The organism is Streptomyces sp. NPDC012466 (assembly GCF_042955215.1).
GTDB lineage: Bacteria > Actinomycetota > Actinomycetes > Streptomycetales > Streptomycetaceae > Streptomyces.
Genome location: NZ_JBIBEQ010000016.1, coordinates 33,348 through 54,719, shown reverse-complemented (window position 1 = coordinate 54,719; position 21,372 = coordinate 33,348). Strand labels below are relative to the sequence as shown.

Here is a 21,372-nt window from a genome sequence, read left to right as displayed (position 1 = left end):
GCGGTTGATCAGCCCTGATGAGAGCCGTTCACTTTGCTGTGGCTCAGTGGTCGCAGGCCCACGAGGCCTTCGCCGTCGCCGCCTCCGCCTGTGTGCGTAGTGCACGTACCGCCTCGGCCGGGTCGTTTGCCCCGTAAACCGCCGATCCGGCCACGAAGACGTCGGCTCCGGCGTCGGCGCAGCGCTCGATCGTGGAAGCGGAAACTCCGCCGTCGACCTGGAGCCAGAGCTCCAGTCCGTGCTTGCTGATCAACTCGCGGGTGCGGCGAATCTTCGGAAGCATGATGTCGAGGAAGGCCTGTCCCCCGAAGCCCGGTTCGACCGTCATGATCAGCAGCATGTCGAGCTCGGGGAGCAGGTCCTCGTACGGCTCGATGGGGGTCGCGGGCTTCAGCGCCATGGAGGCGCGGGCGCCCTTGGCACGGATCTCCCGGGCGAGCCGGACCGGGGCGGCGGCGGCCTCGACATGGAAGGTGACGGAACCGGCCCCCGCTTCCACGTACTGGGGCGCCCACCGATCGGGGGCCTCGATCATCAGATGGCAGTCCAGCGGGGTGTCCGTCGCACGGGCGAGCGACTCTACGACCGGCACTCCGAGCGTGAGGTTCGGGACGAAATGGTTGTCCATGACGTCGACGTGGAGCCAGTCGGCTCCCTCCACGGCCTTCGCCTCGTCCGCGAGGCGGGCGAAGTCGGCGGAGAGGATGCTGGGGTTGATCTGCGCGGCCATGTCCTAAGACTGCCATGCCCCACGGGGGTTGTGGGCATCGGTCCCGGTTGGCCAGGGTGGTTCGTCGGCTGCGGACCGTTTGTGGCCGGTCGCGCGGTTACCCGCGCCCCTCGCGGGGCCCTGTCGCGGAGGGGGTTGCCGTGAAACATGGTGTCGCACACCTCGTCTGCGGGCGGCGGGCCAAGTGGCTGGTCCTGGGCCTGTGGGTGGTCGTACTGTTCGTCGCCGCCCCGTTCGCCCTGAAGCTGACCGACGCGCAGGACAACGACGCGGCGTCCTGGCTGCCGGGGTCCGCGGAGTCGACGCAGGTGCTGCAGATCTCCGAGGACTTCCGGCCGGAGCAGATCCCGGCGGTGGTGATCTACGCGCGGGAAAGCGGCCTGACGGCACAGGACCGGACGGAGATCGCCGAGGACGTGCGGCAGCTGAAGCAGCTGCGTGACCACGGCATCCTCGGTGAGCAGACGCGGGGGCCGGTGTTCGACCGGCAGGCCGATCCCCGGGCGGCCCAGGTCTTCGTGCCGATCATGATGGACGAAGAGGGCTGGGAGCGGATCTCCCCCGCCGTGGAGTCCATCCGGGACGACGTCGGCGAGGGCGGCGACGGACTGGCCGTGCACATCACCGGCCCGGGCGGCACGTCCGCGGACTTCTCCGAGGCGTTCGAGGGCATCGACTCGACCCTGCTGCTCTCGGCGATGGTGGTCGTCGTCGTCATGCTGCTCATCACGTACCGCAGCCTGACCCTGCTGCTGGTCCCCCTGGTCGCGGTGGTCTGCGCGCTGTTCACCGCCCAGGCGCTGATCTACCTGCTGGCCGAGCACGGCGGTCTGACGGTCAACGGCCAGAGCGCCGGCATCCTCACGGTGTTGGTCTTCGGGGCGGGGACGGACTACGCCCTGCTGCTGGTGGCCCGCTACCGGGAGGAACTGCGCCGGCACGAGGACCGGCACGAGGCGATGGCCTTGGCGCTGCACCGCGCCGGCCCGGCGGTGCTCGCCTCCGGCGCGACGGTCGTGCTGAGCATGCTGGTGCTGCTGGCCGCCGAGATGAACTCCACGAGCGGCCTGGGCCCGGTGGCCGCGATCGGCGTCGCGGTGGCCCTGCTGGCGATGATGAGCCTGTTCCCGGCCCTGCTGGTGATCTTCGGCCGGTGGATCTTCTGGCCGGTGATCCCGCACCACGGCACTCCGGACCCGACCGAGCGCGGCATCTGGGCCAGGACGGGCCGCCGTATCGCCCGGCGCCCGCGGGTGACCTGGATCGCGACGGCACTCGCGCTGGCGGTCTGCTCGCTGGGCCTGATCCAGTTGCGGGCGGAGGGCATCGGCAACGCGGACGCGTTCACCGGCAAACCGGACTCGATCACCGGCCAGGAGGTGTCGGCGCGCTACTTCCCGGCGGGCAGCGGTGACCCCCTGGTCATCGTCAGCGACCAGGCCCAGGCGGTGCAGGTGGGCCGCGCGGTCGCCGGAACACCGGGCGTGGTCCCCCAGTCCCTGGGCCTGCCGCCCGGCACCAAGCCGGCCTTCGAGGGCAAGGTCCTCTTCGAGGCCACCATGACCGCCCCGTCGGACAGCGAGGCCGCCAAACAGACGGTCGAGCGGGTGAGGGACGCCGTGCACGCGGTGCCGGACGCCGACGCCAAGGTGGGCGGCGGTACGGCTGCCCTGCTGGACATGGACGAGGCGACCACGCACGACAACGTGCTGATCATTCCGCTGGTGCTGGTGGTCGTCCTGCTGATCCTGTGCGCCCTGCTGCGCGCCCTGATCGCCCCGCTGCTGCTGATAGGGACGGTGATCCTGTCGTTCGCGGCGGCGCTCGGCATCAGCGCGCTCGCGTTCCGGCACGTCTTCGACTACGCGGGCGAGTCCACCGACTTCCCACTGTTCGTCTTCGTGTTCCTGGTCGCCCTGGGCATCGACTACAACATCTTCCTGACCACGCGCATCCGCGAGGAAGCAGCCCGCCAGGGCACCAGAGCGGGCGTCGTCACGGGCCTGGCCGCCACCGGAGCGGTCATCACCTCCGCCGGCCTGGTCCTGGCCGGCACCTTCGCCGCTCTCGGCACCCTCCCGATGGTCGCCTTCGCGGAGATCGGCTTCACGGTCGCCCTCGGTGTCCTCATCGACACCTTCATCGTCCGCTCGGTACTCGTGACGTCGCTGTTCCTGGACGTGGGGCCGAAGGTGTGGTGGCCGCACCGGCTGGCGCGCCAGGACGGCGACGCGCCGGACCGGGCGACCGTGGGAGCGGGCGTCAGCCGGTCCGGCGGATGAGCGCCAGGTACATCGCGTCGGTCCCGTGCAGATGCGGCCACAGCTGCACGTCGGGTCCGTCGCCCAGGTCCGGCACGCCGGGCAGCAGCGGCCGGGCGTCGACGAGGTCCGTGTCCGGGTGCTGCTTGAGCACGTCGGCGACGACGGCCCGGGTCTCGGCGAGGTGCGGCGAGCAGGTCGCGTAGCCCACGACACCGCCGACCCGCACCGACTCCAGGGCGGTGCGCAGCAGCCCGCGCTGCAGCGGCGCGAAGCCCTCCAGGTCCTCCGGACGGCGCCGCCAGCGCGCCTCGGGGCGGCGGCGCAGGGCGCCGAGGCCGGTGCACGGCACGTCGACCAGCACCCGGTCGAAGCTGCCGGGCCGCCACGCCGGGCGCGTCCCGTCCGCGGCGATCACCTGATACGGACCGGGGTTGCCGTCCAGCGCCTTCGCCACGAGGCCCGCCCGATGGGTCTGCTTCTCGGAGGCGACGAGCAGGGCACCCCGCTCGGCGGCCAGCGCGCCGAGCAGCGCCGCCTTGCCGCCGGGCCCCGCGCACCCGTCCAGCCAGCGCCGGTCGGGCCCGTCCAGGGGCGCGTTGGCGAGGGCGATCGCCACGAGCTGGCTGCCCTCGTCCTGCACACCCGCCCGCCCGTCCCGCACGGCCCCGATGGCACCCGGCTCCCCGCCCTCGGTCAGCCGCACCGCGTACGGCGACCAGTGCCCCCGTACCGCGGCGTCCTCCTCGAGCAGTTCCTCGGCGGTGGCCCGCCCGGGCCGCGCCACCAAGGTCACCTCGGGCCGTTCGTTGTCGGCACGCAGCAGCTCCTCGACGCCGGCCCTGCCGCCGCCCAGGGAGTCCCACAGCGCGGAGACGACCCACCTGGGGTGCGAGTGGACGACGGCGAGATGGTCCTCGGGGTCCTCGTCGTAAGGGGGCGCGACCTTCTCCAGCCAGCCCTCCAGATCGTGCTGCGCGACCTTGCGCAGCACGGCGTTGACGAACTTGGCCCGTCCGTCGCCGAGCACGACCCGCGCGAGTTCGACGGTCGCGGACACGGCCGCGTGCGTCGGGATCCGGGTGCCGAGCAGCTGGTGCGCGCCGAGGCTGAGCACGTCCAGCACCGGCGGGTCGACCTCTCTGAGCGGCCGGTCCACGCAGGTCGCCAGGACCGCGTCGTACGTCCCCTGCCGCCGCAGCGTCCCGTACACCAGCTCGGTGGCCAGAGCCGCGTCCCGGGTGTCGAACGACTCGGGGCCCTCCTTCTCCCGCGCCTTGCGCAACAGGGGCGGGAGAACGAGGTTGGCGTAGGCGTCCCGCTCGTCCACGGCCCTCAGCGCCTCGAAGGCGAGGATGCGGACGGGGTCCTTCTTGGGCCGGCGGTAGGGCTTGCCTGACGTGCGGGCTCGACGGGGCTGTTCGCTCACGAAAAAGGTGCTCCGGGTGTGAGAAGAAGTGCGTCGTCCAGCCTACGCCGCCGGGGGCGGCGGGGAACCGGCGGCGGGGCGTCGCACCGCGTCGCGGCACCGCCCCGGGCGGATGTCTAGCCGCCGAGCCGCTCGCCCTCGCCGATCCGCACCCCGCGCGCCCAGTCCGCCGCCCGCATCGGCTTCTTGCCCTGGGCCTGCACCCACAGCAGCTCGACGCCGTACGAGCCGGTGCCGACGTACACGTTGTTCTTCCCGGCGGCGATCTGCCCCGGGGCGAGGTCCGTCCGGTCGGGCGCGGGGGCGACCTGGATGAGCTTGAGCCGCTCACCGCGGAACGTGGTCCAGGCGCCGGGAGCCGGGGTGCAGCCGCGCACCATCCGGTCCACGCGCAGCGCGGGCGCGCTCCAGTCGAGGTGCGCGTCCTCGACGTTGACCTTCGGGGCGAGGCTGATTCCGTCGGCCGGCTGCGGTACGGCCTTCAGCGTGCCGTCCTCGATGCCGTCCATGGTCGCCGCGAGCAGCCCGGAACCGGCGAACGCCAGCCGCGTCAGCAGATCACCGCTGGTGTCGGTGGGCCGGATCTCCTCGGTCACCGTGCCGTACACCGGCCCGGAGTCGAGCCCTTCCTCGATCAGGAAGGTCGACGCCCCCGTGATCTCGTCGCCGGCCATGATGGCGTGCTGCACGGGCGCCGCGCCACGCCAGGCCGGCAGCAGGGAGAAGTGCAGGTTGACCCAGCCGTGCACGGGAACGTCGAGGGCGACCCGGGGCAGCAGCGCTCCGTAGGCGACGACGGGGCAGCAGTCCGGCCCGATCTCCCGCAGCCGCTCCAGGAACTCGGGGTCCTTCGGCTTCGCGGGCTTCAGCACCTCGATGCCGGCCTCCTCCGCCCGCTCGGCGACGGGCGACGCGACGAGCCTGCGTCCGCGTCCGGCCGGCGCGTCGGGCCGCGTGACGACGGCGGCCACCTCGTGCCGCCCGGAGGCGAGCAGAGCGTCCAGAGCGGGAACGGCGACCTCGGGTGTACCGGCGAAGACGAGCTTCATGGGGTGGTGGGGGCCTCTCGGGCGGGGGTCGATGACGGGCAGCACACAAGTCTATGAGCCGTGGGACGCAACGCCGCCGACGGCGCTCGGCCCCCGCGGGAGGGCCGGGCCGCCCGGTCGCACGGTCGCGGGCGGTGCGCGGCTGGAAGACCCCGCTGAAGGCCGAAGACCGAGGCGCGCATCCCGCGCAAACGGGCGCACGCATATGCCCCCGCGCCCCCACACCGTGACCCTCGGAGCGAATCCGCGTTGGTCAAGACAGAGTTGACCACAACGGGCCGCGATCGCGGCCCATTCCTTTCAACGCCGGTTCGAGAGGCTTGTTCATGGCCGACCACGCAACCCACGACGCCCAGGCTCGGGCCAGCCTGCACTTGCTGGTGCGGGACATCGAGCGGGTCCGCCGGCAGGTGGACGCACTGCGCACACTCACCGCCCAGTTGGGCAATGTCTACCGCCCGCGCCGCTCCGGCCCCTCCACGGGCTTCGTCGTCTACGGACGCGCCCCCGCCCCGACGGTACGTCTCGCCCAGGAGCTGCGGGACAGCGTCGAGACCCTGGTCACGGCGGCCGTGGACTTCGATCGCTCACTCGGCTTCTCGTGGGACGCGGTGGGCTCCGCGCTCGGAGTCACCAAGCAGGCGGTCCACCGCCGATACGGCGCCCGCCGGGCCACGGCCCAGGCGGTGCCCGAGCCGGAGCGCACCCCGGAGCCGTCGGGCAGCCGCTCGGTCAACGTGACCACCGGCCTCCCCACGGTCCCGACCGTCCCGGCGGCCCGCTCCATGCCCACGCAGCCGACGGCCGGCAGTCCGGCACTGCGCGAGGAGGTCAGGCCGACGGCCTTTCCCGGCCCGCGCAACGGCTGACCCACCCCGCCGCCCTGCCCTCTCGGAACACCTCCGGGAGGGCAGCCGCGTATCCGGCCGGTTCCCACCCGGACGTCGCCCACCGCCCGCCGCGGCTCACCCGATGTCGGCCGGATCGACCCGTACCCAGACGCCAGACCCGGTCCCGGCGCCCCCGCCACTCCCCCGCGCCATCCGCGCGGCCTGCGCCGCCTTGAGCGCGGCGGCCAGCGCGGCGCCCCTACCCGGCGGCACCCTCAGCAGCGCCCGATCCCACTGCTCCCCGGGCGGGGGCGCCCCCGCCCGCCGCGGCCGCCCCGCGGCCGGGACGGGCAACGGCACCGGGCCCAGCACCTCCGCCTCGGGCGGCAGCTCGGCCGTACGGAGGAAGTCGGTCACCGCCTCCGGCGGGCCCGACACCGCGGCCATCCGCGACACCGGCGGAAACCCCAGCTCGGCCCGCTCGGCGAGTTCCCGCACCGCGTGACCGACGGGGTCCCACCGCACGAGCGCCTGCACGGGCCGCAGCGTCGGCTCGGCCACGACCACCACCGTGCCGCCGGCCGACTGAGGCCGGACCAGGGACGCCGCCGCGATCCACCGCCGCAGCGCGTCCTCCCCGGCCCGTAGGTCGGGCCGCCCGAGCATGGCCCAGCCGTCCAGCAGCAGCGCCGCCGCGTACCCGCCCTCGGCGACGGGCTCGGCCCCCGGCGTGCTCACGACCAGCGCCGGCGCCCCCGGGACCGTGTCGAGCACGTGCTCCCGCCCCGAGGTGCGTACCGGCACGGCGGGGAAGGCCCGCCCGAGTTCCTCGGCGGTCCGCCGCGCCCCGACGACCGAGGCGCGCAGCCGGAAGGAACCGCACTCCGGGCAGTGCCAGCCGCTCTCCTCGCGTCCGCACCACCCGCAGTTCAGGGCACCGCCGTCCGGCGCCTCCAACGGCCCGGAGCAGTGCCGGCAGCGCGCGGGCGCCCGGCAGTCGGCACACGCCATGCGCGGCACGTACCCCCGGCGGGGCACCTGCACCAGCACCGGACCGTGGCGCAGGCCGTCCCTGACGGCCTGCCAGGCGAGGGACGGCAGCCGGGCGGCCCGGGCGGCCTCGTCCCGGGCCAGGTCCTGGTCCCCGACGGTCCGGACGAGCGGAGCGGCCCCCCGCACCTGGTCCCGGCCGGCGACGACCGGGCGGGCCCAGCCGCTCTCGACGAGTTGCGCGGCCTCCACCGTGCAGCCCCAGCTGCCCAGCAGGAAGCCGCACTTGTCCTGGGCGGCCCGCAGCAGGAGCACCTCGCGGGCGTGGGGCTGCGGGGCGTGCTGCTCGCTGTGGCTGTCGTCGCCGTCGTCCCACAGAGCGACCAGGCCGAGGTCCTGGACCGGCGCGAACATCGCGGCCCGGGTCCCGATCACGGCCCGGACGGAACCGCGCCGCACCGCGAGCCACTGCGCGTAGCGCTTCTCGGGCCCGGCGTCGGCGGTGAGCACCGCGTGCCGCCCCTCCCCCAGCAGGGAGGTCAGGGCGGCGTCGACCCGCGCGACGGCCCGCCCGTCGGGCAGGACGGCGAGCGCCCCGCGCCCGGAGGCCAGTGTCGCGGCGACGGCCCGGGCCAGCTCCTCGCTCCACTGCGGCCCGGGCAGCGCGTTCCACACGGCCCGGGGTGCTCCGCCGGAGGCCAGCGACTCCAGGAAGGCCGCTCCCCGCTCGTAACGCAGCCAGGAGCCCGGCTCGGGCGCCGGGGGCGGTGGCAGCGGGTCGGGCGAGGGCCGCTGCTCGGCTCGCGCGTTGCGCGGCGGTACGGCGAGTTGCAGGACGTCGGCGAGGCTGCCCGCGTAGCGGTCGGCGACCGCCCGGGCCAGCCCCAGCAGCTCCTCGCTCAGCACCGCCTCGGGCGAGACGACCTGGGCGAGGGCGGCCAGCGGTCCGGCGTAGTCGGACTCGGCCAGCCGCTCGACGAGGAATCCGTCGATGAGGCCGCCGCCCTCGCGTCGGCCCTCCCGCACCCGGTGCCGTCCGGCCCCGAACCGCACCCGCACGCGCACACCCGGCCGGGCGTCCGCGTCCAGCTCCTCGGGCACGGCGTAGTCGAAGTAGCGGTCGAGATGGAGCACGCCCTTGTCGACGAGGACGCGCGCGACGGGGAGCTCCTTGGCGAGGGCGGCCCCCCGCCAGGTCCGCGGCTTGGCCCGGGGGGTCTTGGCCTTGCGCACACTGTCCCGGATGAGCGCGAGCTGCTCGGGCGGAGCACCCTCGGCCCCGCCGCCCGCCTGTTCGTTCTCGCTGCTCACGCTTGCATTCTTACCAAACACCACTGACATACGGCGGTGCCCGGGAGGAGAGCCCGCCTCCGGGACACGGCAAAGCCCGGCCCCCCGAGGGAGCCGGGCCTCACATGCCGGGACTTACAGACCCGCAGCCTTGCGGAGCGCGTCCACGCGGTCCGTCCGCTCCCACGTGAAGTCGGGGAGCTCGCGGCCGAAGTGGCCGTAGGCCGCGGTCTGGGAGTAGATCGGGCGGAGCAGGTCGAGGTCGCGGATGATGGCGGCCGGGCGGAGGTCGAAGACCTCGTCGATCGCCTTCTCGATCCTGTCCGTGTCGACCTTGGCGGTGCCGAAGGTCTCGACGAACAGACCGACCGGCTCGGCCTTGCCGATCGCGTACGCGACCTGGACCTCGCAGCGGGTGGCGAGGCCCGCGGCGACCACGTTCTTCGCGACCCAGCGCATCGCGTACGCCGCGGAGCGGTCGACCTTGGACGGGTCCTTGCCCGAGAAGGCGCCGCCGCCGTGCCGGGCCATGCCGCCGTAGGTGTCGATGATGATCTTGCGCCCGGTCAGGCCGGCGTCGCCCATCGGGCCGCCGATCTCGAAACGGCCGGTCGGGTTGACCAGGAGACGGTAGTTCTCCGTGTCCAGCTTGATGCCCTCGTCCAGGAGCGCCTTCAGCTCCGGCTCGACCACGAACTCCTTGATGTCCGGAGCCAGCAGCGAGTCCAGGTCGATGTCCGAGGCGTGCTGCGAGGAGACCACGACGGTGTCCAGGCGGACCGCCTTGTCACCGTCGTACTCGATGGTGACCTGCGTCTTGCCGTCCGGGCGCAGGTAGGGGATCGTGCCGTTCTTGCGCACGTCGGACAGGCGCTTCGACAGGCGGTGGGCCAGGAAGATCGGCAGCGGCATCAGCGTCGGCGTCTCGTCCGTCGCGTAGCCGAACATCAGGCCCTGGTCGCCCGCGCCCTGCTTGTCGAGCTCGTCGTCGTCGCCCTCGACACGGGTCTCGTACGCCGTGTCCACACCCTGGGCGATGTCCGGGGACTGCGCGCCGATCGACACCGACACGCCGCAGGAGGCGCCGTCGAAGCCCTTCTTGCTGGAGTCGTAGCCGATTTCGAGGATCTTGCTCCGGACCAGCGTCGCGATGTCCGCGTACGTCTTGGTCGTGACCTCGCCGGCCACGTGCACCAGGCCGGTCGTGATCAGGGTCTCGACGGCGACCCGGGAGGACGGGTCCTCGCGCAGAAGCGCGTCGAGAATGGTGTCGCTGATCTGGTCAGCGATCTTGTCGGGGTGACCCTCGGTCACGGACTCCGAGGTGAACAGGCGACGGGACACAACGCTCCCTGGGGTTGCAGCGGCTGCTGGCTGATCATTGGCGGACGGCGGGGGCTGCACCCGGCGCCGTCCGTGGAACAGTTTACGGGTCACGCTTCGGCCACGGTCCCCCTGTCTCGCCACTCGGGAGTGCTGTGACCTGCGGCACGGGCATTCTGCCCAATGCCGAGCGGCGTTGGCCAGAGGCGCCACGCCCGGATCCAGCCGCTTTCGAGGGGTACGCGACGCCCGGACCTCAGCGGAGGCGCTCGGCCACCAGGTCCCACACCGTTTCGGCCAGGGCTTCCTTGGGGCCGTACGGCACCGCCGTCTCGCTGCCGTCCGCGCCGAGCACGACGGCCTCGTTCTCCTCGGAACCGAAGGTCTTGCGCTCCCCCACCTCGTTCACGACGAGCAGGTCGCAGCCCTTGCGCTTGAGTTTGGCGCGGCCGTTGGCGAGGACGTCGTCCGTCTCCGCGGCGAACCCGACGATCACCTGTCCGGCGCGGGCCCGGTCGGCGGAGATCTCCGCGAGGACGTCCGGATTCCGCACCAGGGTGATCGGCTCCGGCTCCTGGCCGTCCTTCTTCTTGATCTTCCCCGCCGCGTACGCCGCCGGGCGGAAGTCGGCGACCGCGGCCGCCATCACCACGGCGTCGGCTTCGGGGGCGGCCCGCAGCACCGCCTCGCGCAGTTGCACGGCGGTGCCGACCGGGACGACGTCGACGCCCGCCGGGGCCGGCAGGGTGCTGTTGGCCGCGATCAGCGTGACACGGGCGCCGCGGGCGGCGGCGGTGCGGGCGAGGGCGTAGCCCTGCTTGCCGGAGGAGCGGTTCCCGAGGAACCGGACGGGGTCCAGGGGCTCGCGGGTGCCGCCTGCGCTGACGAGGACGTGCCGGCCCTTGAGGTCGGGCTCGGCGATGCCCCGGGCCAGCACGCGGCGGCACACCTCGAAGATCTCGCCCGGGTCGGGCAGGCGGCCCTTGCCGGTGTCGACGCCGGTCAGACGGCCCACGGCCGGCTCGATGACGAGGGCACCGCGGCGGCGCAGCGTCGCCACGTTCTCCTGGGTGGCCGGGTGCTCCCACATCTCGGTGTGCATGGCGGGGGCGAAGACGACCGGGCAGCGGGCGGTGAGGAGCGTGTTGGTGAGGAGATCGTCGGCGAGGCCGTGGGCCGCCTTGGCGAGCATGTCGGCGGTGGCCGGGGCGACGACGACCAGGTCCGCGTGCTGCCCGATGCGGACGTGCGGGACCTCGTGCACGTCGTCCCACACCTCGGTGGAGACCGGGTTGCCGGAGAGCGCTGACCAGGTGGCGGCGCCGACGAAGTGCAGCGCGGAGGCGGTGGGCACCACCCGCACGTCGTGGCCCGACTCCGTCAGCCGCCGCAGCAGCTCACAGGCCTTGTACGCGGCGATGCCCCCGCTGACCCCCAGAACGACCTTCGGCTTGTCCACGTCTCTCCCCGGACCTCGGCAACCGGCACACCGTACGACTCCATGACACACCACAGGCCCGGCAGTCGGCCTGCCGGGCCTGTGGACAAGTCAGCGTGAAGCTGTAAATCCTATTACTGCGCCGGGCCCTCGACGGCCTCGGACGTCAGGAGCCCCGCGTTGATCTCGCGGAGGGCGATCGAGAGCGGCTTCTCGTGCACGTGGGTGTCGACGAGGGGACCGACGTACTCGAGGAGACCCTCGCCGAGCTGCGAGTAGTACGCGTTGATCTGGCGGGCACGCTTGGCCGCGTAGATCACGAGGCTGTACTTCGAGTCGGTGGCCTCGAGGAGCTCGTCGATCGGCGGGTTGATGATGCCCTCGGGCGCGGAGATGGAAGAGGACACGCTCTACCTTCCGATGGATGGGAAAGATTCTGTCGGGTTGATCAGCCGGCCGGAACGACCGGCGATGGTCACACGACGTCCATCAAGGCTAGCAGCTCACGAGCGACGTCCTCGACGGAGGTGTTGACCAGGGTGGTGTCGAACTCCGGCTCGGCCGCGAGTTCGATCTTCGCCGCCTCGAGCCGGCGCTCGATCACCTCGGGCGGCTCGGTGCCCCGCCCGGTGAGTCTGCGCACGAGCTCCTCCCAGGAGGGAGGAGCCAGGAACACCAGCTGGGCCTCGGACATCGACTCCCGGACCAGGCGGGCGCCCTGCAGGTCGATCTCCAGGAGTACGGGCTCGCCGTTCTCCAGGCGCTCCTGCACGGCAGCACGCGGCGTGCCGTAGCGGTTGCCGGCGAACTCGGCCCACTCCAGCAGCTCCCCGTTGGCGATCAGCTTGTCCATCTCGTCGTCGGAGACGAAGAAGTAGTGGACTCCGTGCTTCTCGCCGGGGCGCGGCTTGCGGGTCGTCGCCGACACCGAGAGCCAGACCTCGGGGTGTTCCTTGCGCATATGGGCGACGACCGTGCTCTTGCCGACCCCGGAGGGGCCGGAGAGCACGGTCAGCCGCGGACGTACGTCCGGGGGTACGGGGGTCGTCCCCCGGGGTGTTGCAGCCATGGAGCGATTATCCAGCAATCCCGGAGTGCCCGGGACTCGCTCCCCCGGATCAGGAGCCGGTGCTGCCGAACTCGCGCTCCAGGGAGGCGATCTGGTTGGAACCGAGACCACGCACACGGCGGCTCTCGGAGATACCGAGTCGCTCCATGATCTGCTTGGCGCGGACCTTGCCCACGCCGGGCAGCGACTCGAGGAGGGCGGAGACCTTCATCTTGCCGATGACGTCGTTCTCCTGGCCCTGCTTGATGACCTCGTGAAGGGAGGCGCCGGAGTGCTTGAGTCGATTCTTGACCTCGGCCCGCTCCCGGCGAGCCGCGGCGGCCTTTTCGAGCGCGGCTGCGCGCTGTTCAGGGGTAAGGGGCGGAAGAGCCACGCCTACGTCACCTCGGATGTCGAACTGTCGGATACGGACCGGTGAGGAACCTAGTCGCCCCACACCTGGGGAGCCACGAGCAACACACGCTTGCCCGTTCTCTCGTCGGAGACTAGCGGGCAAGTCCGCCAGAGTCAGCGAGAACAGCGGAAAAGTCCTGGTCAGCCTTCATCTGAACGGACATTTAGGACATACTGCCCCGGATTTGAGGATGTATTCAGACTCAAGCGGGTCCCGGGCCTCTCATCGGAGGTCTCGCGAGAAGGTCTGGACCGCCTCACGAGGACGTCACGACGTGACGGATCTCCTCCGCGAAGCGGTCGGCGGCGTCACGCAGAGCGACCGTGTCGGGACCGTGGCGTAGCACTCCCCGGCTGACGTTCGGCACGACGTTGCGCACGGACGCGCCGAAGACCCCGGGAAGATCGGCCGGCGTGGCACCCTGGGCGCCGATGCCGGGCGCGAGGAGCGGGCCGTTGATGTCCAGGTCGTACGTCGACAGATCACCGAGGGTGGCGCCGACGACCGCGCCGAAGGATCCGAGGGGCTCCTCCCCCGCGTTCTCGGCGGCCAGGTGCGCGAGCATGGTCGCTCCGACGTTCCGGCCGTCGGACCGCACGGCGTGCTGGACCTCGCCGCCCTCCGGGTTCGAGGTCAGAGCCAGCACGAACAGGCCCGCGCCGCTCTCCCGGGCCAGCGCGACGGCCGGGCCGAGCGATCCGTAGCCGAGGTACGGCGAGACCGTCAGCGCGTCGGAGAACAGCGGGGCGTCCTTGTGCAGGAAGGACTCGGCGTAGGCGGCCATGGTGGAGCCGATGTCACCGCGCTTGGCATCCATCACGACCAGCGCGCCGGCCGCCCGGGCCTCGGCGACCGACTTCTCCAGCACGGCGACGCCGCGCGAGCCGAAGCGCTCGAAGAAGGCGCTCTGCGGCTTGAGCACGGCCACCCGGTCGGCCACCGCCTCCACGACCGTGCGGCTGAACCGCTCCAGGCCCGCCACGTCGTCGTTCAGGCCCCACTCGGCGAGCAGGGAGGCGTGCGGGTCGATGCCGACGCACAGCGGACCGCGCTCGTCCATGGCCCGGCGCAGACGCGTGCCGAAGGGTTCCAGGGCACTCATGCCGTCTTCCTCACGTCGGCGCCCACCGCGTCGGCGAGCGTGGCGTACGGGCTCGTGCGCAGGCGCGCTGCGAGCCCCTTGTGGAGGTCGCGAGCGTAGAACGGGCCCTCGTAGATGAAGGCGCTGTAGCCCTGGACCAGGGTGGCACCGGCCAGGATGCGCTGCCAGGCGTCCTCGGCGTTCTCGATACCGCCGACGCCCACCAGGGTGATCCGGTCCCCCACGCGCGCGTAGAGACGGCGCAGGACCTCCAGGGAGCGTTCCTTCAGGGGCGCCCCGGACAGCCCGCCGGTCTCCTTGACCAGGGAGGGGTCCGACTTCAGGCCGAGCCCCTCGCGCGCGATGGTGGTGTTGGTGGCGATGATGCCGTCCAGCCCGAGTTCCACGGCGAGGTCGGCGACGGCGTCGACGTCCTCGTCGGCGAGGTCCGGCGCGATCTTCACCAGGAGCGGGACGCGCCGCGCGGACACCGTGCGGTCCGCGGCCTCGCGAACGGCGCTCAGCAGGGGGCGCAGCGCCTCCGTCGCCTGGAGGTTGCGCAGGCCGGGCGTGTTCGGGGAGGAGACGTTGACGACCAGGTAGTCGGCGTAGGGGGCCAGCCGCTCGGCGGACTTCACGTAGTCCGCGACGGCCTCCTCCTCCGGTACGACCTTGGTCTTGCCGATGTTGACGCCCACGACCGGATTGAAGACGGGCGTACGGGAGGCCAGGCGGGCGGCGACGCGGAGCGAGCCGTCGTTGTTGAAGCCCATGCGGTTGATCAGCGCCCGGTCCTTGACCAGGCGGAACAGCCGCTGCTTGGGGTTGCCGGGCTGCGGTTCGCCGGTGACCGTGCCGATCTCGACGTGGTCGAAGCCGAGCATGGCCATGCCGTCGATGCCGACGGCGTTCTTGTCGAAGCCCGCGGCGAGCCCGAAGGGGCCGTGCATGCGCAGGCCGAGGGCCTCGGTGCGCAGCTCCTTGTGGCGGGGCGCGAGGGCGGCCGCGAGGAAGGTGCGCAGCACGGGCACGCGGGCGGCCAGGCGGATCCAGCGGAAGGCCAGGTGATGGGCCTGCTCCGGGTCCAGCCGCTTGAAGACGAGACGGAAGAAGATCTTGTACATGGTGTCCTCACGAAGACATGGCGTCCTCACGAAGAGGGGGACACCGTTTCCGGTGTCCCCCTCGGGGCTGCTAGTCGCGGGCCGCGGTCAGGTGTTCCGCGTGTTCCTGGAGCGATCGGACGCTCACGTCGCCGCGGTTGAGGGCGTCGATGCCCTGGACCGCCGCCGCGAGGGCCTGGACCGTCGTCAGGCAGGGCACGGAGCGCGCCACGGCCGCCGTACGGATGTCGTAGCCGTCGAGGCGGCCACCGGTGCCGTAGGGGGTGTTGACGATGAGGTCGACCTCGCCGTCGTGGATGAGCTGGACGATGGTCTTCTCGCCGTTCGGGCCGGTGCCCTCGGACTGCTTGCGCACGACCGTGGCGTTGATGCCGTTGCGCTTGAGGACCTCGGCCGTGCCGGAGGTGGCCATCAGCTCGAAGCCGTGCGCGACCAGCTCGCGGGCCGGGAAGATCATCGAGCGCTTGTCGCGGTTGGCGACCGAGATGAAGGCGCGGCCCTTGGTCGGCAGCGGGCCGTAGGCACCCGCCTGCGACTTGGCGTACGCCGTGCCGAAGACGGAGTCGATGCCCATGACCTCGCCGGTGGAGCGCATCTCCGGGCCGAGGACGGTGTCGACGCCGCGGCCGTGGATGTCGCGGAAGCGCGACCACGGCATGACGGCCTCCTTGACGGAGATCGGCGCGTCGAGCGGGAGCTCACCGCCGTCGCCGTTCGCCGGGAGCAGGCCCTCGGCGCGCAGGTCGGCGATGGTCGCGCCGAGCGAGATCCGGGCGGCGGCCTTGGCCAGCGGCACCGCGGTCGCCTTCGAGGTGAAGGGGACGGTGCGCGAGGCGCGCGGGTTGGCCTCCAGGACGTAGAGGATGTCGCCGGCGAGCGCGAACTGGATGTTGATCAGGCCGCGGACCCCGACGCCCTTGGCGATGCCCTCCGTGGAGGCGCGCAGGCGCTTGATGTCGAAGCCGCCGAGCGTGATCGGGGGCAGGGCGCACGCCGAGTCGCCGGAGTGGATGCCGGCCTCCTCGATGTGCTCCATGACGCCGCCGAGGTAGAGCTCCTCGCCGTCGTAGAGGGCGTCGACGTCGATCTCGATCGCGTCGTCGAGGAACCGGTCGACCAGGACCGGCCGCGAGGGGCTGATCTCGGTCGATTCGGCGATGTAGGACTCCAGGCGGGTCTCGTCGTAGACGATCTCCATGCCGCGTCCGCCGAGGACGTAGGACGGGCGGACCAGGACCGGGTAGCCGATCTCGTCTGCGATGGCCTTGGCCTCGGCGAAGGTGGTGGCGGTGCCGTGCTTGGGGGCCGGGAGGCCGGCCTCCTTCAGGACCCGGCCGAAGGCGCCCCGGTCCTCGGCGGCGTGGATGGCCTCCGGGGAGGTGCCGACGATCGGCACGCCGTTGTCCTTCAGCGCCTGCGACAGGCCCAGCGGCGTCTGGCCGCCGAGCTGCACGATGACGCCCGCGACCGGTCCGGCCTGCCGCTCGGCGTGCACGATCTCCAGCACGTCTTCCAGCGTCAGCGGCTCGAAGTACAGGCGGTCGGAGGTGTCGTAGTCCGTGGAGACGGTCTCCGGGTTGCAGTTGACCATCACGGTCTCGTAGCCCGCGTCGCTCAAGGCGAAGGAGGCGTGGACGCAGGAGTAGTCGAACTCGATGCCCTGGCCGATGCGGTTCGGGCCGGAGCCCAGGATGATGACGGCCGGCTTCTCGCGGGAGGCGACCTCCGTCTCCTCGTCGTAGGAGGAGTAGAAGTACGGCGTCTTCGCGGCGAACTCGGCGGCGCAGGTGTCGACCGTCTTGTAGACCGGGCGGACGCCCAGCGCGTGCCGGACCTCGCGGACGACGTCCTCGCGCAGGCCGCGGATCTCGCCGATCTGCTGGTCGGAGAAGCCGTGCCGCTTGGCCTCGGCGAGCAGGTCGGTGGTCAGCTCGGGCGCCTCGGCCAGCTCGTCCGCGATCTCCTTGATCAGGAAGAGCTGGTCGACGAACCAGGGGTCGATCTTCGTGTACTCGAAGACCTCCTCGGGCGTGGCGCCCGCGCGGATGGCCTGCATGACCGTGTTGATCCGGCCGTCGGTGGGGCGGACCGACGCGCGCAGCAGCTCGTCCTTGTCGCCGGGGTCGCCGACGAAGGTGAACTGGCTGCCCTTCTTCTCCAGCGAGCGCAGCGCCTTCTGGAAGGCCTCGGTGAAGTTGCGGCCGATGGCCATGGCCTCGCCGACCGACTTCATGGTGGTGGTGAGGGTGGAGTCGGCGCTCGGGAACTTCTCGAAGGCGAAGCGCGGGGCCTTCACGACCACGTAGTCGAGCGTCGGCTCGAAGGAGGCCGGGGTCTCCTGGGTGATGTCGTTCGGGATCTCGTCCAGCGTGTAGCCGACGGCCAGCTTGGCGGCGATCTTGGCGATCGGGAAGCCGGTCGCCTTGGAGGCGAGCGCCGAGGAGCGCGACACACGCGGGTTCATCTCGATGACGATGACGCGGCCGTCCTCGGGGTTCACCGCGAACTGGATGTTGCAGCCGCCGGTGTCGACGCCGACCTCGCGGATGACGGCGATGCCGACGTCGCGCAGGGTCTGGTACTCGCGGTCGGTGAGCGTCATCGCGGGCGCGACCGTGATCGAGTCGCCGGTGTGCACGCCCATGGGGTCGAAGTTCTCGATGGAGCAGACGACCACGACGTTGTCGTTCTTGTCGCGCATCAGCTCCAGCTCGTACTCCTTCCAGCCGAGGATGGACTCCTCCAGGAGGACCTCGGTGGTCGGGGAGAGCGTGAGGCCCTGGCCGGCGATGCGGCGCAGCTCCTCCTCGTCGTGGGCGAAGCCGGAGCCGGCGCCGCCCATGGTGAAGGAGGGGCGGACGACGACCGGGTAGCCGCCGAGCGTCTCGACGCCGGCGAGGACGTCCTCCATGGAGTGGCAGATCACCGAGCGGGCGGACTCGCCGTGGCCGATCTTCCGGCGTACGGCCTCGACGACCTCCTTGAAGAGGTCGCGGTCCTCGCCCTTGTTGATGGCCTCGACATTGGCGCCGATCAGCTCGACGCCGTACTTCTCCAGCGTGCCCGCCTCGTGCAGCGAGATCGCGGTGTTGAGGGCCGTCTGGCCGCCCAGGGTGGGCAGCAGCGCGTCGGGGCGCTCCTTGGCGATGATCTTCTCGACGAACTCGGGGGTGATCGGCTCGACGTAGGTGGCGTCGGCGATCTCCGGGTCGGTCATGATCGTCGCCGGGTTGGAGTTCACCAGGACGACCCGCAGGCCCTCGGCCTTCAGGACGCGGCACGCCTGGGTGCCGGAGTAGTCGAACTCGGCGGCCTGGCCGATGACGATCGGGCCGGAGCCGATGACCAGGACGGACTGGATATCGGTGCGCTTAGGCACGCTGGCCCTCCATCAGGGAAACGAAGCGGTCGAACAGGTAGGCGGCGTCGTGCGGGCCGGCTGCCGCTTCGGGGTGGTACTGGACGCTGAAGGCGGGGCGGTCGAGGAGCTGGAGCCCCTCCACCACGTTGTCGTTCAGGCAGACGTGGGACACCTCGGCGCGGCCGAACGGGGTCTCGGAGACCTTGTCGAGGGGGGCGTCGACGGCGAAGCCGTGGTTGTGCGCGGTGACCTCGACCTTGCCGGTCGTCCGGTCCTGCACCGGCTGGTTGATGCCGCGGTGGCCGTACTTCAGCTTGTAGGTGCCGAAGCCGAGCGCGCGGCCCAGGATCTGGTTGCCGAAGCAGATGCCGAACAGCGGCGTGCCGCGCTCCAGGACGCCCCGCATGACGGAGACCGGGTGGTCGGCGGTGGCCGGGTCGCCCGGGCCGTTGGAGAAGAACACGCCGTCCGGGTTCACCGCGTACACGTCGTCGACGGTCGCGGTCGCCGGGAGCACGTGCACCTCGATGCCGCGCTCGGCCATCCGGTGCGGGGTCATGCCCTTGATGCCGAGGTCGACGGCGGCGACGGTGAACCTCTTCTCCCCGATCGCCGGGACGACGTACGGCTCGGTGGTGGCGACCTCGGCGGAGAGGTCGGCACCCTTCATCTGCGGGGCCTCATGGACACGTGCCAGCAGTGCGGCGTCGTCCTGGACGGCGTCGCCGCTGAAGATGCCGACGCGCATGGCGCCACGCTCGCGCAGGTGGCGCGTGAGGGCGCGGGTGTCGATGCCGCTGATGCCGACGACGCCCTGGGCGTCCAGTTCGTCGTCCAGCGTGCGCCGGGAGCGCCAGCTGGACGGCACGCGCGCGGGGTCACGCACGACGTAGCCGGAGACCCAGATCTTCCTGGACTCCATGTCCTCGTCGTTCACGCCGGTGTTGCCGACGTGCGGGGCGGTCATCACCACGACCTGGCGGTGGTAGGAGGGGTCGGTCAGGGTCTCCTGGTAGCCGGTCATGCCGGTGGAGAACACCGCTTCGCCGAAGGTCTCCCCCACGGCCCCGTAGGCGCGGCCACGGAAGATCCGGCCGTCCTCCAGGACGAGTACGGCGGGAGTTTTGGCGGCTCCCCTGGTGGAGGTGGTCATCGTTCGGCGCCTTCCCTGGTGTTCGTATCGATCATGGAGTTGATGGCCTCGACCCACTCGTTGTGCTCGGCAGCGTGGTCGGAGCGGAAGCCGGAGTCGATCAGCCGGTCGCCGTGCGCCCAGGTGACGACCAGCAGGCCGCCCTCGGTGAGCACCTTGCCGGCGATGCCCTTGTCGAGCCGGGCCTCGCGCAGCGCCGCGGCCGGGACGAAGAAGTCGCTCGCCCCGGGCCGTACGACGTCGAGGCCGGCGTCCGTCAGGGTCAGCTCGGCCCGGCTGCGGGTGCCCAGGCCGTGCGCGACGATGCGGTCGAGCCACTGGCCCGCGGTGGTGGAGCCGTGGTAGCGGCCGGTCATGGTGAGCTGGGCGGGGCCCGGGTCGTCCGGCGCGGCGGGCAGCTCGGGGAGGTCGCCCTGGAGGGTGCCGCGCCACTTCCAGCCCTCGCGCATCAGCCAGTAGACGAGCGCGACGAACAGGGCGAGGCCGACGACCCAGCCGATGCGGGCGGCCCAGTCGGTCACTTGCGCCGATTCCTTCTCGGCGGCCAGCAGGAGTACAGGTGTCACGTGAGCTTCCCGTCGACGAGCGTGGCCTTGCCCCGCAGCCACGTGTGCGTCACACGGCCCGGCAGCTCACGACCCTCGTAGGGGGTGTTGCGGCTGCGCGAGGCGAAGCCCGCGGGTTCCACGAGCCCACGGTATGCCGTGTCGACCAGGGTGAGGTTGGCGGGCTCACCTGCCGAGACGGGACGGCCGTGGCCGGTGGCCTGTCCGATCTGCGCGGGCTTGACGGACATCCGGTCGGCGACGCCGGCCCAGTCCAGCAGGCCCGTGTCGACCATGGTCTCCTGCACCACCGACAGCGCGGTCTCCAGGCCCACCATGCCCATGGCGGCCGCGGCCCACTCGCAGTCCTTGTCCTCGTGCGGGTGCGGGGCGTGGTCGGTGGCGACGATGTCGATGGTGCCGTCGGCGAGCGCCTCGCGCAGGGCCATCACGTCGCGCTCGGTGCGCAGCGGCGGGTTGACCTTGTAGACGGGGTTGTAGGTGCGGACCAGCTCGTCGGTGAGGAGCAGGTGGTGCGGGGTGACCTCGGCGGTGACGGCGATGCCGCGGGACTTGGCCCAGCGGACGATCTCGACGGAGCCGGCGGTCGACAGGTGGCAGATGTGGACGCGGGAGCCGACGTGGTCGGCGAGCAGGACATCCCGGGCGATGATCGATTCTTCGGCCACCGCGGGCCAGCCCCCGAGGCCCAGCTCGGCGGAGACGACGCCCTCGTTCATCTCGGCGCCCTCGGTCAGCCGCGGCTCCTGCGCGTGCTGCGCGACGACACCGCCGAAGGCCTTCACGTACTCCAGGGCCCGGCGCATGATCACGGCGTCGTGGACGCACTTGCCGTCGTCGGAGAAGACGGTGACGCCGGCGGCCGACTCGTGCATGGCGCCCAGCTCGGCGAGCTTCCTGCCCTCCAGGCCGACGGTGACGGCACCGATCGGCTGGACGTCGCAGTAGCCGTGCTCCTTGCCGAGCCGCCAGACCTGCTCGACGACGCCGGCGGTGTCGGCGACCGGGAAGGTGTTGGCCATGGCGAAGACGGTGGTGTAACCGCCGGAGGCGGCGGCCCGGGTGCCGGTGAGGACGGTCTCGGAGTCCTCGCGGCCGGGCTCGCGCAGATGAGTGTGCAGGTCGACCAGGCCCGGCAGCAGCACCTTGCCCTCGGCCTCGACGACCTCCGCGCCCTCGGTGCTCAGGCCGGTCCCCACCTCGGCGATGGTCCCACCGTCGATCAGCACGTCCTGCGGCTCGCCGCCGAGCACCTTCGCACCACGGATCAGGATCTTGCTCATC

General features: G+C 71.9%; 17 protein-coding genes. 2 read left to right on the top strand and 15 right to left on the bottom strand.

The window, feature by feature from the left end:
* Positions 1 to 43 precede the first annotated feature (43 nt).
* The gene (gene rpe, locus ACFY9E_RS38215; protein WP_031138926.1) at positions 44 to 730 is read right to left on the bottom strand and encodes a ribulose-phosphate 3-epimerase; all 687 of its coding nucleotides are present in this window, start codon (positions 728 to 730) and stop codon (positions 44 to 46) included.
* A gap of 140 nt (positions 731 to 870) precedes the next feature.
* Between rpe and ACFY9E_RS38210 the strand changes: the two genes are divergently transcribed.
* Positions 871 to 3,012, top strand: coding sequence for an MMPL family transporter (locus ACFY9E_RS38210; protein ID WP_390992808.1), 2,142 nt, complete (start codon positions 871 to 873; stop codon positions 3,010 to 3,012).
* Here the strand turns inward: ACFY9E_RS38210 and ACFY9E_RS38205 are convergent.
* Both ACFY9E_RS38205 and fmt read right to left on the bottom strand, forming a co-directional pair.
* Entirely contained in the window at positions 2,993 to 4,420 is a 1,428-nt protein-coding gene (locus ACFY9E_RS38205) for a transcription antitermination factor NusB (RefSeq protein WP_390992805.1), read from the bottom strand. The two genes, ACFY9E_RS38210 and ACFY9E_RS38205, sit on opposite strands and share 20 nt — an antisense overlap.
* Positions 4,421 to 4,536: 116 nt before the next feature.
* Positions 4,537 to 5,469, bottom strand: a complete 933-nt coding sequence (fmt, locus tag ACFY9E_RS38200; RefSeq protein WP_390992803.1) for a methionyl-tRNA formyltransferase — start codon at positions 5,467 to 5,469, stop codon at positions 4,537 to 4,539.
* 326 nt (positions 5,470 to 5,795) lie between these two features.
* Between fmt and ACFY9E_RS38195 the strand changes: the two genes are divergently transcribed.
* Entirely contained in the window at positions 5,796 to 6,338 is a 543-nt protein-coding gene (locus ACFY9E_RS38195; protein WP_390992801.1) for a hypothetical protein, read from the top strand.
* Between the two features lie 96 nt (positions 6,339 to 6,434).
* Here the strand turns inward: ACFY9E_RS38195 and ACFY9E_RS38190 are convergent, their stop codons facing one another.
* From ACFY9E_RS38190 to ACFY9E_RS38135, 12 genes are all read right to left on the bottom strand, one after another.
* Positions 6,435 to 8,600, bottom strand: a complete 2,166-nt coding sequence (locus ACFY9E_RS38190; RefSeq protein ID WP_390992798.1) for a primosomal protein N' — start codon at positions 8,598 to 8,600, stop codon at positions 6,435 to 6,437.
* Between the two features lie 114 nt (positions 8,601 to 8,714).
* A complete protein-coding gene (gene metK, locus ACFY9E_RS38185) occupies positions 8,715 to 9,923 on the bottom strand; it encodes a methionine adenosyltransferase (protein ID WP_390992795.1) in 1,209 nt (402 codons plus the stop codon).
* 235 nt (positions 9,924 to 10,158) lie between these two features.
* On the bottom strand, positions 10,159 to 11,361 hold the full coding sequence (gene coaBC / locus ACFY9E_RS38180) for a bifunctional phosphopantothenoylcysteine decarboxylase/phosphopantothenate--cysteine ligase CoaBC (RefSeq protein ID WP_390992793.1): 1,203 nt from the start codon (positions 11,359 to 11,361) through the stop codon (positions 10,159 to 10,161).
* 113 nt (positions 11,362 to 11,474) lie between these two features.
* Complete coding sequence (gene rpoZ, locus ACFY9E_RS38175; protein WP_003988945.1) at positions 11,475 to 11,747, bottom strand: DNA-directed RNA polymerase subunit omega; 273 nt, start codon at positions 11,745 to 11,747, stop codon at positions 11,475 to 11,477.
* Positions 11,748 to 11,815: 68 nt separating this feature from the next.
* Entirely contained in the window at positions 11,816 to 12,409 is a 594-nt protein-coding gene (gene gmk / locus ACFY9E_RS38170) for a guanylate kinase (RefSeq protein WP_390992789.1), read from the bottom strand.
* 49 nt (positions 12,410 to 12,458) lie between these two features.
* Positions 12,459 to 12,782: an integration host factor gene (locus ACFY9E_RS38165; RefSeq protein ID WP_003977346.1), complete on the bottom strand. Its 324-nt coding sequence runs from the start codon at positions 12,780 to 12,782 to the stop codon at positions 12,459 to 12,461.
* A 277-nt stretch (positions 12,783 to 13,059) separates the two neighbouring features.
* Positions 13,060 to 13,905: an orotidine-5'-phosphate decarboxylase gene (pyrF, locus tag ACFY9E_RS38160; protein ID WP_390992785.1), complete on the bottom strand. Its 846-nt coding sequence runs from the start codon at positions 13,903 to 13,905 to the stop codon at positions 13,060 to 13,062.
* On the bottom strand, positions 13,902 to 15,008 hold the full coding sequence (locus tag ACFY9E_RS38155) for a quinone-dependent dihydroorotate dehydrogenase (RefSeq protein ID WP_390992782.1): 1,107 nt from the start codon (positions 15,006 to 15,008) through the stop codon (positions 13,902 to 13,904). The genes pyrF and ACFY9E_RS38155 overlap by 4 nt, the downstream gene beginning before the upstream one ends.
* A gap of 70 nt (positions 15,009 to 15,078) precedes the next feature.
* On the bottom strand, positions 15,079 to 18,387 hold the full coding sequence (carB, locus tag ACFY9E_RS38150; RefSeq protein WP_390992780.1) for a carbamoyl-phosphate synthase large subunit: 3,309 nt from the start codon (positions 18,385 to 18,387) through the stop codon (positions 15,079 to 15,081).
* Positions 18,380 to 19,522 (bottom strand): glutamine-hydrolyzing carbamoyl-phosphate synthase small subunit, encoded by a 1,143-nt coding sequence (gene carA, locus ACFY9E_RS38145; RefSeq protein ID WP_390992776.1) that lies wholly within the window; start codon positions 19,520 to 19,522, stop codon positions 18,380 to 18,382. Before carA ends, carB begins: the two co-directional genes overlap by 8 nt.
* The gene (locus ACFY9E_RS38140) at positions 19,519 to 20,088 is read right to left on the bottom strand and encodes a hypothetical protein (RefSeq protein WP_390992773.1); all 570 of its coding nucleotides are present in this window, start codon (positions 20,086 to 20,088) and stop codon (positions 19,519 to 19,521) included. The genes carA and ACFY9E_RS38140 overlap by 4 nt, the downstream gene beginning before the upstream one ends.
* Positions 20,085 to 21,371, bottom strand: coding sequence for a dihydroorotase (locus ACFY9E_RS38135; protein WP_390992770.1), 1,287 nt, complete (start codon positions 21,369 to 21,371; stop codon positions 20,085 to 20,087). Before ACFY9E_RS38135 ends, ACFY9E_RS38140 begins: the two co-directional genes overlap by 4 nt.
* Position 21,372: the final 1 nt, after the last annotated feature.